At 70.1% G+C, this 16,067-nt stretch carries 12 protein-coding genes; 3 read left to right on the top strand and 9 right to left on the bottom strand.

Annotated elements, in window-relative coordinates:
- Positions 1–16 precede the first annotated feature (16 nt).
- The 5 genes from ASG48_RS13230 to ASG48_RS13210 form a co-directional block, all read right to left on the bottom strand.
- On the bottom strand, positions 17–880 hold the full coding sequence (locus ASG48_RS13230; RefSeq protein WP_055850420.1) for a MurR/RpiR family transcriptional regulator: 864 nt from the start codon (positions 878–880) through the stop codon (positions 17–19).
- A gap of 115 nt (positions 881–995) precedes the next feature.
- A complete protein-coding gene (locus ASG48_RS13225; protein ID WP_055850414.1) occupies positions 996–1,808 on the bottom strand; it encodes a TIM barrel protein in 813 nt (270 codons plus the stop codon).
- 88 nt (positions 1,809–1,896) lie between these two features.
- Entirely contained in the window at positions 1,897–2,925 is a 1,029-nt protein-coding gene (locus ASG48_RS13220) for an ABC transporter permease (protein WP_055850412.1), read from the bottom strand.
- A gap of 75 nt (positions 2,926–3,000) precedes the next feature.
- Positions 3,001–4,542 carry a sugar ABC transporter ATP-binding protein gene (locus ASG48_RS13215; protein ID WP_055850409.1) on the bottom strand — a complete coding sequence of 514 codons (1,542 nt, stop codon included), beginning with the start codon at positions 4,540–4,542 and terminating at the stop codon, positions 3,001–3,003.
- A gap of 127 nt (positions 4,543–4,669) precedes the next feature.
- On the bottom strand, positions 4,670–5,599 hold the full coding sequence (locus tag ASG48_RS13210; protein ID WP_055850700.1) for a sugar ABC transporter substrate-binding protein: 930 nt from the start codon (positions 5,597–5,599) through the stop codon (positions 4,670–4,672).
- Between the two features lie 398 nt (positions 5,600–5,997).
- On the opposite strand from ASG48_RS13210, the gene iolB reads away from it, so the two are divergent.
- A complete protein-coding gene (gene iolB / locus ASG48_RS13205) occupies positions 5,998–6,813 on the top strand; it encodes a 5-deoxy-glucuronate isomerase (protein WP_055850407.1) in 816 nt (271 codons plus the stop codon).
- Between the two features lie 75 nt (positions 6,814–6,888).
- Here the strand turns inward: iolB and ASG48_RS13200 are convergent, their stop codons facing one another.
- Positions 6,889–7,086 carry a hypothetical protein gene (locus ASG48_RS13200; RefSeq protein WP_055850405.1) on the bottom strand — a complete coding sequence of 66 codons (198 nt, stop codon included), beginning with the start codon at positions 7,084–7,086 and terminating at the stop codon, positions 6,889–6,891.
- A gap of 335 nt (positions 7,087–7,421) precedes the next feature.
- Here ASG48_RS13200 and ASG48_RS13195 point away from each other — a divergent pair, with 335 nt between their 5' ends.
- Entirely contained in the window at positions 7,422–8,594 is a 1,173-nt protein-coding gene (locus ASG48_RS13195; protein ID WP_055850402.1) for a Gfo/Idh/MocA family oxidoreductase, read from the top strand.
- A 50-nt stretch (positions 8,595–8,644) separates the two neighbouring features.
- Here the strand turns inward: ASG48_RS13195 and ASG48_RS13190 are convergent, their stop codons facing one another.
- Positions 8,645–10,738 (bottom strand): methyl-accepting chemotaxis protein, encoded by a 2,094-nt coding sequence (locus ASG48_RS13190; RefSeq protein ID WP_055850400.1) that lies wholly within the window; start codon positions 10,736–10,738, stop codon positions 8,645–8,647.
- Positions 10,739–11,237: 499 nt separating this feature from the next.
- Between ASG48_RS13190 and ASG48_RS13185 the strand changes: the two genes are divergently transcribed.
- Entirely contained in the window at positions 11,238–12,476 is a 1,239-nt protein-coding gene (locus tag ASG48_RS13185) for a crosslink repair DNA glycosylase YcaQ family protein (RefSeq protein ID WP_082529453.1), read from the top strand.
- 72 nt (positions 12,477–12,548) lie between these two features.
- Here the strand turns inward: ASG48_RS13185 and ASG48_RS13180 are convergent, their stop codons facing one another.
- Entirely contained in the window at positions 12,549–14,573 is a 2,025-nt protein-coding gene (locus ASG48_RS13180) for a methyl-accepting chemotaxis protein (RefSeq protein ID WP_055850397.1), read from the bottom strand.
- 245 nt (positions 14,574–14,818) lie between these two features.
- On the bottom strand, positions 14,819–15,823 hold the full coding sequence (locus tag ASG48_RS13175; RefSeq protein ID WP_055850396.1) for an AraC family transcriptional regulator: 1,005 nt from the start codon (positions 15,821–15,823) through the stop codon (positions 14,819–14,821).
- Positions 15,824–16,067: the final 244 nt, after the last annotated feature.

Below are 16,067 nucleotides of genomic sequence, written 5' to 3'. Positions count from 1 at the left end.
GGATTTTACGTTCTATTCAGTCCCCGAGAATCTGGCGCCGCTCGCCGACGGCCACCGTCAGCGCCATGGCGAAGGTCATCGTCGCCGAGAGCAGCCGGAAGCCCGCATGGTCGGCCTCCACGAGCTCGAACCACTCGCGCGAGGGTTCCACGAGCGGCGAGAACGGGCTGTCGGTGAGGGAGACGACCGGCACGCCGCGCTTGGCGAGCGCGCGGGCCTGGGCGACGGATTCGGGCGCATAGGGCGAGAAGCTGACGACGAAGGCCGCGTCGCAGGGGCGGGCCAGCGCCAGGATGTCGTCGTCGATGCCCGCGGCCGTGCCGGCGACCTGGCAGCGCAGGCCGAGCTTGCCGAAGGCGTAGGCCATGTAGATGCCGATCGGATAGGAGCGCCGGCGGGCGACGAGATAGATCGTCTGCGCCCGCGCCAGGATGTCGACGCCGCGCTCGAAGGCCTCCAGGTCGACGCGGGTGGCCAGGCCCTCCAGCGAGCGCTGCGCCGCGCCGACGAAGCCGAGGAGGATGGAGGGCGGCTGGCTCTCCTCGCCATGCAGCATCTTCAGGCGCTCGGTGTAGAGCGGATGGCGCTCGCGCAGCCGGTCGCGGAAGAGCTCCTGCAGGCTGGAAAAGCCCTCGAAGCCGAGCGCCTGCGCGAAACGCACGAGGGTGGAGGGCTGGACGCTCGCCTGCGCGGCGATGCTCGCCACCGTGCCGAAGGCGATCTCGTCGGGATGTTCCAGCGCGAAGGCGGCGACCTCGCGCAGGCGCTTGGGCAGCGTGGCGTTGCGCGACAGGATCTCGGCCCTCAGCGCCTCGAAGTCGGAGGGCGGCGGCAGGGCGGGCGCCTCGTCGGTCTGCGGAGGGGGTGTCGGTGCGGGCATGGGGCGGCCGATCCTGGCGGGGGACTGGGTCCCATTCGTCGTCCGATGCTCTATCCATTCCCGCGCGCGCCTGCCAGAGCGCCGGGCGCGCCGGCGTCTCCTCCCGGGCCCTGCGTCAGACGCCGGCCTCGACGAAGGCCATCGAGGCGCGGAGCGAGGCCTCGATGCCGGCATCCTCCTGGACCTCGGCCGCGAAGGGCTCGAACGAGAAGGGCCCGCGAAAGCCCGCGGCCCGCAGCGCCGCGATCTGCGCGACATTGCCGAGCCGGTCGGCTTTCCCGACGAGGACGCGGTGGGCGTCGAGCATCCGGGAGAGCGCGAGCGAGGCGTCCTCGACGCCGGAAATGTGGACGAGGCCGGTGAGCGCGGGGAACATCTCGCTCTCGCCCGCCAGCGCGTGGTGGAACGTGTCGTGGACGAGCTTGAAGCACGCCCCGCCCGGCGTTTGCGCGATCGCCTCGGCCGCCTCGCTCTTGAAGCGCAGCGAACAGATCTCGAAGCCGAGCGGCTCGACGAGGCCGGTGATGCCGGCCCGGGTCAGGATCGGGGCGAGCCCCGCCAGCGCTTCCCGGAGGTTGTCCTGCCGGCGCCCGTCCCCGGTGTTCGTGCCGTCGTTCAGCGGCACGAGGACGAGGCCCTCGGCGCCGCAGGCGCTCGCATAGGCCGCGAGCCTCTCGGCGGCTTCGGCCCGCTCTTCGGTCCAGATGTTGAACGGGTAGAGGGCGTTGATCGAGGCGATCGTCAGCCCGTGGCGCCCGGCCGCCTCGCGCACCGCCTCGGGCGGCGTGCCGTCGGCGATGGCGTTGCCGGCGAGGTCGTTGCGGATCTCCACCGTGCCGATGCCGAGCCGACCGGCGAGGGCGAAGAACGCCTCGAGCGGGAGCTTCGGGGCCGCCATGTGGTTGAGGGCGAAGGAGAGGGTCGTCACGTCTGGCGTTCCCTGAAGGATCGTGGCGCCTCGGAAGGCGAAGGGGCGGGGTGGCGCCGCGCCGCTTCGGCGGGGCGCGGCGGGGCGTTCAGCGCTTGGCGCGCTTCTTCTGGCGGTAGACGTCGGTGACGACGGCGGCGACGATGATCATCCCCTTGACGATCTCCTGGTAGTAGGCGTCGACGCGCAGGAAGGTGAAGCCCGAGGTCATGACGCCGAGGATGATCGTGCCGATGACCGTGCCGGTGATGCGCCCGACGCCGCCGGCCAGCGACGTGCCGCCGATGACGGCCGCCGCGATCGCGTCGAGCTCGTACATGACGCCCATGCCGGCCTGCGCGGTCTGGGCGCGCGCCGCCGTGACGATGCCGGCAAGGCCCGCGAGCATGCCGGCGATCATGTAGACCTTGACGAGATGGGCCTCGACATTGATGCCCGAGACGCGCGCGGCCTGCACGTTGGCGCCGATCGCGTAGGTGAACTTGCCGTAGCGCGTGTAGCGCAGCGCGACGTGGAAGATCGCGGCGACGGCGAGGAAGACGATCACCGGCCAGATGCCCGAGCCGATGAAGTTGAACTGCTCCGTCAGCCCCGAGACCGGCTGGCCCTTGGTATACCACTTGGACAGGCCGCGGGCCGAGACCATCATGCCGAGCGTGGCGATGAAGGGCGGGATCCTGGTGCGCGCGATGAGCTGGCCGTTGATGAAGCCCGCCAGCGCCCCGATGGCGATGCCGACGAGGATCGGCACGATGGCCGGAAGGTCGGTGAGCGAGGGATAGAGCGCGCGGCTCCAGGTGGAGGACTGCGCGAAGCTCGCCGCCACCATCGCGGTGAGGCCGACGACCGAGCCCGAGGAGAGGTCGATGCCGCCGGTGATGATGACCTGCGTGACGCCGACGGCGATGATGCCGATCACCGAGACCTGCAGGATCATGATGGTCAGGCGCTGCTGGTTCATCAGGAAGCTCTGCCCGACCGTCAGCCAGCCGAGCAGCTCGTAGACGAGCGCGATGCCGACGAGGACGAGGAAGATGCTGAGCTCGGGCGGCACGCGGCGGCGCCGGACGGCTTGCGCCCGCGTCGTGCCCGCGGTGGCCAGATCGGTTGGGGTCATCGTCGCGTTCTCCCTTTCGCCGGGCCATCGCGCCGGCATGCTCGCCCTCGGGCGCCCCGGCCGGGCCGGGGGGCTTCAGCTGGCGGCCAGTTCCATCACCTTGATCTGCGTGGCTTCGGCGCGGTCGAGGAAGCCGGTCACGCGGCCCTCGTGCATCACCATCACCCGGTCGCTCATCCCCAGGACCTCGGGCATTTCCGAGGAGATCATGACGACCGCGACGCCGTTTCGGGCGAGCTCGGTGACGAAGCGGTGGATCTCCGCCTTGGCGCCGACATCGATGCCGCGCGTCGGCTCGTCGAGGATGAGGATGCGCGGGTCCGTGAGGAGCCAGCGGCCGATCAGCACCTTCTGCTGGTTGCCGCCCGACAGGTTCTCGATCCGCTCGTGGAGGTTCGGCGTCTTGACGCGCAGCTTGGCCGACATGGCCTCGCAGGCCCGGGACAGCTTCTCCTGCGAGACGAAGCCGGCCCTGGTGAAGCGGTCCTGGAGGACGGCGAGCTGCATGTTCTCCTGGATGTCGAGGACGAGGAAGCAGCCGGTGTCCTTGCGGTCCTCGGTGAGGAAGGCCATGCGATGGGCGATCGCGGTCGTCGGGCTGTCGATCCGCACGGGCGCGCCGTCGATGGAGATCGTGCCCGAGGAGGCGGGCGTGACGCCGAAGATCGTCTCGGCGACGTTGGAGCGCCCCGAGCCGACGAGGCCGGCGACGCCGAGGATCTCGCCGGCGCGCACCTCGAAGGAGACGTCGCGGAAGACCCCGTCGAGCGTCAGATTCTCCACTTTCAGGAGGACCTCGCCGATCGGCACCTCCTCCTTGGGAAACATCTGGGTGATCTCGCGCCCGACCATCATGCGGATGATGTCGTCGCGCGTGACCTCGCTCGAGGCGTGCGTGCCGATATACTTGCCGTCGCGGAAGACCGAGAACTCGTCGGCGATCTCGAACAGCTCGCTCATCTTGTGCGTGATGTAGACGATGCCGATGCCCTGCGCGCGCAAGCTCCGGATGATCGTGAACAGATGGCCGACCTCCGTCTCGGTCAGCGCCGAGGTCGGCTCGTCCATGATGAGGACGTCGCTCTCGTAGGAGACGGCCTTGGCGATCTCGACCATCTGGCGGTTGGCGACGGAGAGCTCGCCCACCAGCGCCTGCGGGTCGAGGCCGATGTTGAGACGGTCGAACAGCGCCTGCGTCATGGCGTCCATCGTGCCGTGATCGACGAAGCCGAAGCGGTTCTTGGGCTCGCGCCGGATCCAGATATTCTCGGCCACCGTCATGAAGGGCATCAGGTTGAGCTCCTGATGGATCATGGCGATGCCGTTCTCGAGCGCGTCGAGCGGCGAGGCGAGGCGCACGTCGATGCCCTTCAGCCGCACCGTGCCCCGGTCGGGCGTGTAGATGCCGGCGAGGATCTTCATCAGCGTCGACTTGCCGGCGCCGTTCTCGCCCATCAGCGCGTGAACGGTGCCGCGCCGCAGCCGGAACGTCACGTCGTCGAGCGCCACGACGCCGGGAAACTCCTTGCGCACGCCTTCGGCCGTCAGGAGGAACTCGGCGCCGGGCACGGCGCCGGAGCGGCGCACCGCCTTCATCGTCTGGGGGCTGAGAACCATGCGGGTCGTCCCTTCGGGTCGAGCGTCGGTCTGCGCGGGGCGGGCGACGGTCCGCCCCGGAGCCCTGGCGCCGGGCGGGCTTGCGATGCCGCACGGGCCCCGGCGGCGCCGGGACCCGTCGGCGCGGTCAGTTCTTGGCCGTGTAGGTCGAGAGGTTCTCCCTGGTGACGAGCTCGAAGGGCACGAAGGTCGACGTCGCGACCGCCTCGCCCTTGGCGAGCTTCAGCGCCGCGTCGACCGCGCCCTTGCCCTGGCCGGCCGCGTTCTGGAACACGGTGACGTCGAGATCGCCCGCCTCCATCGCCGCGAGCGCGTCCTGCGTGGCGTCGATGCCGGCGACCACGACCTCGTCCATCGACTTGCCCGCCGCCTTCAGCGCCTGGATGGCGCCGATGGCCATCTCGTCGTTGTTGGAGATGACGGCGTCGAACTCGACGCCCGCCGAAAGCCAGTTCGTCACGAGGTCGGCGCCCTGGGTGCGCGACCAGTTGGCGGTCTGCTCCTCGACGATCTCGATGCCCTTGCAGGCGTCGGTGGCGACCACGTCCTTGATGTCCTGCGTGCGCATGCGCGCGGCCTGGTTGGAGAGTTCGCCCATCATGACGACGGCCTTGCCCTTGCCGCCGAGCATCTTGCAGACTTCCTGCGTCTGCAGCGTGCCGGACTCCTTCTCGTCGGAGGCGACGAAGGCCTGCTTCTCCGGCAGCTGGTCGAGATTGGCCGGCTGGCGGTTGACATAGACGAGGGGGATGCCCGCATCCGCCGCGATCTTCGACATGGCGGCGGTGGCGTCGGTGTCGACGGGATTGACGATGATGGCGTCGACGCCCGAGGCGATGAAGTTCTGGATCTGGCTCTGCTGCTTGGCGACGTCGTTCTGGGCGTCCTCCACCTGCAGCGTCACGCCGTCGAGCGTCTCGGCGTAATCCTGCATGCCGCCGCGCAGCACGGTGAGGAAGTTGTCGTCGAACAGCGCCATCGACACGCCGATCGTCTCGGCCTGCGCGGCCGTGGAGACGAGGGCGGCGAGCGCCGTGCCCAAGAGAAGCTTCTTCATGGTCATTTCCTCCCGCTTCGGCCGCCGCGTCGCTTGGCGGCGGGCCTTCGTTCCGTGATCAGGGCGCGCGCCCTCGCTCCTCCGCGAGAGGCACGGCCGGTGTGATGGGATGTCCGGTCGGATCGTCGCCGTCCCGGCGGCTAGACCCGGGCCGCGAGCCCGCCGGCCTGTCAGGCCGGGATCGGCCGGGGCATGGGGAAGCGGCGGGAGAGAGCCGACACGAGCTCCGCCTTCGGCATCTTCGACATGACCTCACCTCCCCGGTAAGCCGGGGGGGCGACGGGCTCTGCGCCTCTTTTCGCCGACCGGCCTTGTCTGAATGGAACGAATAATTCATTTTATACGCATGGTCAACCAGACATTCCATTTTGACCGTCTCGAGGGAAAGAGGAAACGCCATGTCCAGGCTTCATCGAAAGCCCGCCGCCGCGCGCGGGCTCGTGCACGACGTGACGCCCCGCAGCGCGGGCTGGGGCCATGTCGGCTTCGCGCTGCGGCGCCTTGCCGCCGGCGAGCGCTTCGAGGGCGACACGGGGGATCGCGAGCTCTGCCTCGTCCTGGTGAGCGGGCGGGCGCGGGCGAGCGTGGAGGGCGCGGATTTCGGCGCGTTCGGCGAGCGCATGTCGCCCTTCGAGGGCCCGCCGCACGCGCTCTACCTGCCGGCCGGCACGGCTTTCGCCATCGAGGCGCTGACGGATCTGGAGGCCGGCTTCTGCACGGCGCCGGGCGCCCCGGGCTTCGCGCCGAAGATGATCGCGCCGGGCACCCATCCCCAGACCGTGCGCGGCAAGGGCACCAACACGCGCTACGTCACCAATATCATGCCCGAGAACGACGCGGCGGCGCACCAGCTCCTCGTGGTGGAGGTCGTCACGCCCGGCGGCCACACCTCCTCCTACCCGCCGCACAAGCACGACCGCGACGCCCTGCCGGACGAGACCTATCTGGAGGAGACCTACTATCACCGGCTGAACCCGCCGCAGGGCTACGCCTTCCAGCGCGTCTACACCGATGCCGACGAGACCGGCGCGCGCGCCCTCGACGAGGCCTTCGTGGTGACGGACGGCGACGTGGTCCTGGTGCCCGAGGGCTACCACCCGGTCGCCACCGTCCACGGCTACGACAGCTACTATCTCAACACGATGGCCGGCCCGCGCCGGGCCTGGAAGTTCCACAACGAGGCGGACCACGCCTGGCTCTTCTCGGGCGTGTGAGGAATCCGCGCGGCGGCCCGTCCCGCGCCATCGCCGGGCGCCGCGCGAAGGGCCGGGCGGCGGCCCGCGCCGGGCCTATTTCTCCGCCTTGTCCTTCGGATCGAAGGCGATGAAGAAGGACCAGACCGCATAGGCGGTGACGGCGACGGCAAGACCCAGCCAGAGCGGGTCGCTGCCGTTCCAGACCTCGAAGCCGACGAGGGAAAGGCACACCGCGAGGATGAGGAGCCGCACCCAGAGCGGGTTGTAGAAGGGGTTGTGCCGGTCCTGCATCGTCGTCTCCTCGCTCTGCGATGTCCGGCCGAAACGGCCGCGCTGCGCCGCCGGATCATCCTTCGGTGCCCCGCCCGGCGGGTGTCCGCCGCGCGCCGCTCCTGCCTCTAGCAGGGGTTCCGGCCCGTGTGGATGCGAAAGTCGCCGACCCTCGTCCCCGGCCGCCCCTCCAGGCGGCCCCAATCGCCCGCCCCCTTCCGCGCCCTCGTCCGGCCCCGGGGGCGACCGGCAGCCATCCGTTCCGCGCCCGCCCCATCGCGGTGGGCGCGGGGCGCCCGCGGGCGGACCGGAGCCGGAAGGCCCGGCCGTCCCCGTCATCGAGGAGGAGACAGGACATGATCGTCGGGACACCGAACACGCGCCGGCCCCTGCGCTGGGCCATGGTGGGGGGCGGGCGCGGCAGCCAGATCGGCTATATCCACCGCGCCGCCGCCGCGCGCGAGCGCGCCTTCGAACTCGTCGCCGGCGCCTTCGACATCGACGCGGCGGCCGGCCGCGCCTTCGGCGTCGAGCTCGGCCTCGATCCCGGCCGCTGCTACGCAACCCACGCGGCGATGTTCGCCGCCGAGGCGGCGCGCGCCGACGGCATCGAGGCGGTGTCGATCGCCACGCCCAACAACACCCATTTCGCCATCGCCAGGGCCGCGCTCGAACACGGGCTGCACGTCGTCTGCGAGAAGCCGCTCTGCTTCACGCTGGCGCAGGCCGAGGCCCTCGAGGCGCTCGCGCAGGCGCGCGGCCGCGTCGTCGGGGTCACCTATGGCTATTCCGGCTACCCGATGATCGAGCAGGCCCGCGCGATGGTGGAGAACGGCGATCTCGGCGAGATCCGCCTCGTCAACCTGCAGTTCGCCCACGGCTTCCATTCGCAGGCCGTGGAGGAGACGAGCCCGGGCACGGCCTGGCGCGTCGATCCGCGCTTTGCCGGACCGAGCTACGTGCTCGGCGACATCGGCACCCATCCGCTCTACATCTCGCAGGTCATCCTGCCGCACCTGAAGATCCGCCGTCTCCTCTGCGCGCGCCAGAGCTTCGTGAAGAGCCGCGCGCCGCTGGAGGACAACGCGGTGACGCTGATGGAATACGACACCGGCGCCTTCGGCACGCTCTGGGCGAGCGCGGTCAACGCGGGCGGCATGCACGGGCAGAAGGTGCGCATCGTGGGCGCGAAGGCCAGCCTCGAATGGTGGGACGAGCATCCCAACCAGCTGAGCTACGAGGTGCAGGGCGAGCCGGTGCGGCTCCTCGATCGAGGCATGCCCTATCTCTATCCGCAGGCGCGGCAGGACGACCGCATCGGCCCCGGCCATCCCGAGGGCCTCTTCGAGGGCTGGGCCAATCTCTACTACCGCTTCGCCATCGCCATGGAGGCGAGCGACCGGGGGGAGGGCGAGCGGCTCGAGGGCCTGCGCTTTCCCGGCATCGAGGCGGGCGTGGAAGGCGTGCGCTGGGTGGAGAATTGCGTGCGCTCGGCCGACCTTGGCGGAGTCTGGGTGGACTACCGCTGACGGCGCCACGAAAAAGGGCCGGCAGCTCGCGCCGCCGGCCCGTCGCGCCCTCAGGCGCTGAGCTTCTCGAACCCGTCGTCGAGCTGCAGGTCGATGCCGTTGCCGGCGCGGGCCTGGGCGGCGGGCGCGGGCGAGGCGGCGGGCCTTGCGGCCGGCCGGCGGCTCGGCTCGAAGCGCTGGGCGCTCGCCTGCAGGGACCGCACGTCGAGCGCGGGCAGCGGCTCGGCGGCGACGGCGCCGGACGTCAGGCGGAAGAAGCCGGCGCGCTCCTTGAGGCGGCGGGCCTCGGCCGAGAGCTGCTCGGCGGTCGCCGACATCTCGTTGGCGGCGTCGGCATTGGCCTGCGTCACCTGATCGAGCTGCTGGATCGCCTGCGCGTTCTGCTGCGTCACCTGCTCGAGCTGGCCGAGCGCCTGGTTGATCTGCTCGGCGCCGATATTCTGCTCGCGGCAGGCCGCCGAGATTTCCGAGACGAGCTCGGAGGTGCGGCGGATGTCGGGCACGAGCTGGTGCAGCATGCCGCCCGCTTCCTCGGCGACGGCGAGCGTCTCCACGGAGAGGGAGCCGATCTCGAGCGCCGCCGAGGCGGACCGCTCGGCGAGCTTGCGCACTTCCGAGGCGACGACCGCGAAGCCCTTGCCGTGGGTGCCGGCGCGCGCGGCCTCGATGGCCGCGTTGAGCGCCAGAAGGTCGGTCTGGCGTGCGATTTCCTGCACGATGGCGATCTTCTGGGCGATGACGCGCATCGCCTCGACCGACTTGGCGACGGCCTCGCCGCTCCTCTCGGCGCTGACGCTCGCCTGGCTGGCGATCCGCTCGGTCTGCGTGGCGTTCTCGGCGGTCTGGCGGATATTGGCGGCCATCTCCTCCATGGAGGAGGAGGCCTGTTCCGTGGCCGCCGCCTGCTCGTTGACGCCGGAGGACAGGCGCTGGGAGGCCGCGGCCTGCTGGGAGGCGGCGGCCGAGAGCTGCTCGGCGGTGATGGCGGCCTGCTGCGAGCCGGCCGAGACCTGGCCGGCCGAGCCGGTGACGTCGGAGACGATCTCGACGAGCTTGGAGTTCATGGAGCGCATCTCCGTCTGGAGACTGGCGATCTCGTCCGAGCCCTTCGGCTCGATCGTCTGCGTCAGGTCGCCGGTCGAGATCGAGCGGGCGAGCGACACCGAGCGCTGCAGGCCGGTGGAGATCGAGCGGGCCATCCAGACCGCCGCGGCGGCACCGACGAGGAGCGCGCCGGTCAGGATGCCGAGAAGGAGCATGCGCGTCTGCGAGAAGGTCGCCGCCGCCTCTTCGAGGAAGGACTGCGCCCGCTTCTCGGCATAGGCGGTGACTTCGTCGAAGCGCTTGTCGAGGGCGAGCGCGAGGGGAAGCTGGCGCGTCTGGATCAGCGTCTCGGCCTTGGCAACGAAGTTCTGCACGCCGATATCGGCGCCCGAGCGCAGGATCGGGACGAGCGTGGTCCACTGCGACTGCAGCTCCGCGACGTCGCGCTGCAGGGGCGGCGGCACGAGGCCCGAGAGGTCGGCGAGATCGCGCTGGATGGTCTGCGACGCCTTGTCGAGCGCCTCGCTGGCGGCAACGATCTCGGCCGTATCGCTGAGGACGAGGGACTTCACCATGTCGAGCCGCGCCTCGCTCGCCAGATATTCGATCTCGGAGAGACGCTCGCGGGCCGTGGACGCCTGGGCAAGGGTCAGAGCCTCCTGCAGGCGTCTCACGGTGGTGCCGAAGGCCGCGGCCTTGTCCTCGCTGGCGACGAGCGCGTTCTCGATGGCGGCGGGATCGGCGGCGCGGGCTGCCGTCATCGCTTCGTCCGAGGCCGCCTTCAGCGCCTGGATCTCGCCGTTGAGGCCGTTGAACTGGGCCTTGCCCTGCTCGCTCATGGCGGCCGTGAGCCGGTCGAACTGCGCGGTGAGCGTCGTCCAGGCCGTCTGGTAGTTCTCGACCGCCGTGCGGTTGACTTCGGGATCGCTGGAGCCCAGCGCCTGCGCGATGGCGCGGCGCGAGGTCTGGAGATTGGTCTGGATCTCCTTGGCCGCCGACACCTGGACGAAGGGGCGCTGCGAGAACTCGGTCAGCGTCTGGTTTGTCGAGGAAAGGCTCGTCAGGCCGAAATAGCCGACGGCCCCTGTCAGAATGAGCACGCCCCCCCGAAGCTGGCCGCCAGCTTCTTCGTCATCGTTACACGCACGGAGATCCCCATCTTTGCCCGAGAACACCACGTTTCGTGGCGCAACGACCTTGAGGGGTAAGGCCTTAAGCTGACGTGAGCCGTGGGCCCGCCTTCGTGATTTTGTTAGGCCGACCCGGCCGGGCCACCCGGTCGGGCGCGTGCCGGCACGGAGCGCGGATCCGTGGCCGCGACCGGACCGGCCGGGAGAGGCGCCGCCGGGTAAAACATGGCAGGCACAAGCAAATTTTCGTGAGGGGCGGAACCGCGTCGCGCTCCGCGTCGCCGCGCAGCGCGGTTCCACGCCCGGTTGCAACGGCCGCGATGCATCGGTCTCGCTCGGGCTGTCGGCAAAGGGTGCGCGCTTTTGTCGCAGTCCCGATCCGATCCTGTCGATCTCGTGACGATCGTCGGACGGACGCATGACGGCACCCGATGGGCGGATCGGCCCGCCGGCGCTATCTCATGTGGCCATGCCGCCCGCCCTCCGCCTCCTCGATCCCGTGCCGCTCGACCGCGCCGCCGCGAGGCGGCTCTGGATGCGGGCGCAGCGTCTCGATTCGCACGCGCCCTTCGGCGACGGCCCGCACGCCGTCAAGGCGGCGGTGGAGCATCTCGGCTACGTCCAGATCGACACGATCAACGTGGTCGAGCGCTGCCACCACCACATCCTCTATTCCCGCATCCCCGCTTATCGCCGCGCCGATCTCGATACGGCGCAGCGCGAGCATCGCAGCGTCTTCGAATACTGGACGCACGCCCTCTCCTACGTGCCGGTGCGCGATCTTCCCTTCTTCCTGCCGGAGATGAAGCGCCGCCGAAGCGCGCCGGCCGCCTGGTTCGGCGCGGTGACCGCCGCCGAGCGCGCCCGCGTCATGAAGCGCATCCGCACCGAGGGCGCGCTGACCCTCCGCGACATCAACGACGACGTCCTGGTGGAGAAGACCCATGCCTGGGCGAGCCGCAAGCCGTCGATGCGCGCGCTGCAGCAGCTGTTCCTGGAGGGCGCGCTGACGGTCTGCGAGCGCCGGGGCATGCTCAAGACCTACGAGCTGATGGAGCGCCATTTCGGCTGGGAACGCCGGCCGCGCATGGCGAGCGAGCGCCAGGTTCTCGACTATCGCCTCGACCGGGCCCTGCGCGCGCAAGGCCTCGTCAGCCTCGATTCCGTCTGCCATCTCGATGCGCCCGGCAAGGGGCCGATGCGGGCGCTCATCGAGGCGCGCGTCGCCCGCCGCGCCTTGGTGCCCGTCGCGCTCGAGGGAGCCGACCGGCTGGAGCACTGGGCCCGGCCCGAAAGCCTGGACGCCCTGCCGGCCGAGGCGGTCGCGCCGCGCGTGCACATCCTCTCGCCCTTCGATCCCCTGATCATCCAGCGCCGGCGCCTCACGCTGTTCTTCGGCTATGCACACCGGTTCGAGGCCTATGTGCCGGCGCGCGACCGCGTCCTCGGCTATTTCGCGCTGCCGGTGCTCGTCGGCGACCGGGTTGCGGCGGCGATCGACATGAAGGCGGACCGGGCGGCCGGACGGCTCGTCCTGCGCCAGCGCACCGATTTCGGGGCTGCGCTCGGCCCCGACGAGCGTGTCGCGCTGGACGAGGCGCTCCATCGCTTCGAGCGGTTCCAGCTGGCGCGCGGCGACGAGGGGGCCAGGGCTTCGCCGGATCCGGCGGCGGGCGCCTGGGATCTGCCGCCTGCGGGCGGCGCATGAAACGCGGCCGGCGCGCCCCGCGTCGAGCGGGGCGCGCCGGCCGGACGGTCCGGATAGACCGGACAGGCTGGATCAGGCGCTCTGACGCTCGAACGCGTCGCCAAGCTGCAGATCGACCCCTTGCGTCGAGGCCGGCCGCGAGGCGCGTTTCTGCGCAGGGGGCGCGGCCCGCACGAAGGCCTGGGCCTGGGCCTGCAGGGCGCGCACGTCGCCGGCGCGCTCGCGCGGCTTCAGGTCGCCGAGCAGCGCCACGAATTCGGGCGGCAGCGTGCCCGGAAGCGCGTCCGCGTCCGTGCCCAGATGGAAGAAGCCGACGCGCGTCTCCAGATGCTCGGCCTCCATGGACAGTTCTCCCGAGGTCGCCGACATGGCGTTGGCGGCCCCCGCATTCGCCTGCGTCACCTGGTCGAGCTGGATGATCGCGTCGTTGATCTGGTCGATGCCGACCGACTGTTCGCGGCAGGCGGCGGTGATCTCCGAGACGAGTTCCGAGGTCTGGCGGATGTCGGGCACCAGCTGGTCGAGCATGCGGCCGGCCTCCTCGGAGGCGAGCAGCGTCGACTGGGAGAGCGCGCCGATCTCGGTGGCGGCGTGCTGGCTGCGCTCGGCAAGCTTTCGCACCTCGGAGGCCACCACCGCGAAACCCTTGCCGTGGCTGCCGGCGCGCGCCGCCTCGATGGCCGCGTTCAGCGCCAGGAGATCGGTCTGGCGCGCGATCTCCTGCACGATCCGGATCTTCTCCGCGATGGCCTGCGTCGCTTCCAGAGACTTGGCCACCGCCTCGCCGCTGCGCGCGGCGTTGATCGAGGCCTGGCCGGCCATCCGTTCGGTCTGCGTGGCGTTGTCGGCCGTCTTGCGAAGGTTGGCCGTCATCTCCTCGACGGCCGCGGAGGCCTGCTCGGAGGCCGCCGCCTGCTGCGTCGATCCCGAGGAGAGAAGGTCGGCGGCCTGCGAGGCGTTGGCCGAGCCGGAGGCGACCTGTTCGGAGGACAGCGCGACATCGCCGATGACGGCGCGCAGCTTCAGGCGCATCACGCACAGGTTCGACAGGAGATCGCCGATCTCGTCGCGGCGGTTGTGGACGATGCGATGGGACAGGTCGCCTGAGCCGATGCGCTTGGCGTTCTCGACGGCCTGCCGAAGCCCATGCGAGAGATTGCGGCCAATGGCGAAGGCGAGACCCGCGCCGAGCGCGAAGACCGCGGCCAGCAGCGAGAGGAGCACGAACTCGTTCTGCCGGTAGAGGTTCTCCGAGCGCGCCAGGAAGCCCTGCTTCGCGGTTTCGGTGGCCGTGTCGAGCGCGTCGAGGCGCTCGGCGGCCGAATGGGCGAGGGGCTCGAGCCGCGTCTCCAGAAGGGTCCGCGCCTTGCCCTGCCAGTTGGCGACGCCGATCGCGGCGAAGCGGCTCAGCGTCGCGGAGGCCGTGTTCCAGCTGTCGGCGAGCGCCGAGGCGGAGGACAGGCCGGGCGTGGCGGCGAGCGTCTTCAGATCGGCCCGGATGCTGGCGTCGGCCGCCTTGAGCTGGCCGTCGGCCACCGCGATCTCCTCGTCCGCCGACAGGACGATCGTGCCGAGCATGGCGATCCGGGCCGCCAGCGCATTGGCGTGGATGCGCGCCAGAAGCGCGTCCGAGGCGGGAGTCGTGAAGGTCCCGGCGGCGGAGGTTTCCAGCGCGGCGAGGCGCTTCAGGAAGATGTCGAGCGCGGTCGCGCTCTCGCGGAAGGCGTCGAGCGCGGCGCTCGCCTCGCCTTCGACGCCGGCGGCGAAGGTCTCGTCGGAGACGCGGCGCAGCTCGTCGAGCACCGGGCGCAGATCCTCGAAGCTGGAACGGGCGGCCGGCTCGAGCGCGGCGAGCACGGCATCGCTATCGGCGGTCAGGTTGCGCCAGACGTCGGCGTAGGAGGCCTCGGCCTCGCGGCGCAGCTGCGCGCTGTCGGAGACGATCGCCACCATGACGCTGCTCTTCAGGTTGAGGAGCCCGTTCTGGAGTTCGCCGGACTTCTGCACGAGCGTCGCCGGTCCCTGCGCGAAGGAGCGCAGCGCCTCGTCGCCGGAGACCACGCTGCGATAGCTGACGAGACCGACCACACCCGTCATGACAAGAATTGCCGCGAAGCTCGCACCGAGCTTCCAGCGAACAGAAATGCGCATTGATGAAAAGACCTTCCGATTTGCGGATCGGTCGCACCCTGACCAAAAAAGAATAACAATTGATGCACCGGGATGTACATCTTGTAATATACTATAAGAAATACGAATTATAGCACGATTGCGAAAACAGAACACTTCATTGCGTTGTTCTATACGGAAGTCTAATTGAAAGCATTACTTACAATAGCATTTCAATGGCTATTATGGCGGTTGAGCGCCTGGGCGAGCGTCTGCGTCGGCGTGCAGCCGAAGCGCGCCTTGTAGCGCGCGGAAAAGTCGCTGGCGCTGGTGAAGCCCCAGCGTGTGGAGACCTGCGAGATGCGCGTGTCCGGACCGGCGCGCGCGAGTTCGTCGCGCACCAGGTCGAGGCGGCGCTCCAGGATGTATTGGATCGGCGTTCGGTCGATCTCCTTGCGGAAGGTCAGCTGCAGCACGCGCACGCTGACGCCGGCCGCCGCGGCGATCTCGGCGACCGTCATCGGCGTCGCCAGATGCGCCTCCATATAGTCGCGCGCCCGGCGCACCACGCGCGAATGCGCCGGCCCGGCCGCGTCGGGCTGGGCATGCGCGTGCATCGGCCAGGAGGAAAGGAACTGGTGCAGCATCAGCTCCTCCAGGAGGGGATAGAACAGGTCCGCCCCCTCGGGCGATCGCGACAGCCGCCGGTGGACGCTGCGCAGCGTCGCGGCGAAGGCGCGCACGGCCCTCGTGTCGAAGGCCACGACGGGTTCGAACGCCAGACGCACCGGCGCCGGCCGGCCTTCCAGGGTCTCGAAGGCGGCCCTGAGATGCCGCTGCGGGATGGAGCAGCTCAGCGCGTCGAAGGCGGGCGACATCGTCGCGACATTCATCGCCTCGAAGGGCAGGGCGATGCCGTGGCCGGTCTCGGCGACGAACTCGCGACCCCCGTCGATGCGCGTCATCCGCCCCTTCAGCAACAGGCGCACGGACAGGACGTCGATCTCCGCCTTCGGCCGCGACTTGAAGCCGCTCGTCGAGCGCGTGCGCCACAGGTTGACCTTCCGGCTGTGGAGCCCCTCGATCGACAGGTCGAGTCCGGCCCGGCCCTGCGGCCGGAACTGGACGGGCAGGAAACCGATCTCGTTGAGCGCCTCCGTGTCGTCCGCCCGTCCCGCCTTCAGCGAGAACATATGGAGCGAAGCCCGCAGCCCGAACGTCCCGTTCTCTTCGCTCAAAGCCGTCTTTCGCCTTCCGCCGCGGATGCGCGGTCCCCAGGGTTTCTAGCTAGGCGCAACGGGCACCGGCCGCCAGCGGTTTGCGCTTCGAAGACGGGCCCTTGCGCGGCGTTGGCGCGAAAGTGACGGAGGCTTCGGCGGATCGATGGCCCGCCTGTCGCGTTTTGCGACGGGCGGAGCTCGCGCGGCGTGGAAAAAATCGCCTCCGGCCCCGCGTCGCGCATGATCGGCCTTGCGGGCCGGG

It is taken from the genome of Aurantimonas sp. Leaf443, assembly GCF_001425575.1.
GTDB lineage: Bacteria > Pseudomonadota > Alphaproteobacteria > Rhizobiales > Rhizobiaceae > Leaf443.
Note: the sequence above shows the minus strand (reverse complement) of the source record. Positions and strands in the feature narration are given on the sequence as shown.

Coding starts and splice junctions, on each gene's coding strand:
- ASG48_RS13185 (WP_082529453.1), top strand. CDS start 11,238: ATGCCGCCCGCCCTCCGCCTCCTCGATCCCGTGCCGCTCGACCGCGCC.
- ASG48_RS13180 (WP_055850397.1), bottom strand. CDS start 14,573: ATGACGGGTGTGGTCGGTCTCGTCAGCTATCGCAGCGTGGTCTCCGGC.
- ASG48_RS13215 (WP_055850409.1), bottom strand. CDS start 4,542: ATGGTTCTCAGCCCCCAGACGATGAAGGCGGTGCGCCGCTCCGGCGCC.
- ASG48_RS13200 (WP_055850405.1), bottom strand. CDS start 7,086: ATGCAGGACCGGCACAACCCCTTCTACAACCCGCTCTGGGTGCGGCTC.
- ASG48_RS13220 (WP_055850412.1), bottom strand. CDS start 2,925: ATGACCCCAACCGATCTGGCCACCGCGGGCACGACGCGGGCGCAAGCC.
- iolB (WP_055850407.1), top strand. CDS start 5,998: ATGTCCAGGCTTCATCGAAAGCCCGCCGCCGCGCGCGGGCTCGTGCAC.
- ASG48_RS13195 (WP_055850402.1), top strand. CDS start 7,422: ATGATCGTCGGGACACCGAACACGCGCCGGCCCCTGCGCTGGGCCATG.
- ASG48_RS13230 (WP_055850420.1), bottom strand. CDS start 880: ATGCCCGCACCGACACCCCCTCCGCAGACCGACGAGGCGCCCGCCCTG.
- ASG48_RS13210 (WP_055850700.1), bottom strand. CDS start 5,599: ATGAAGAAGCTTCTCTTGGGCACGGCGCTCGCCGCCCTCGTCTCCACG.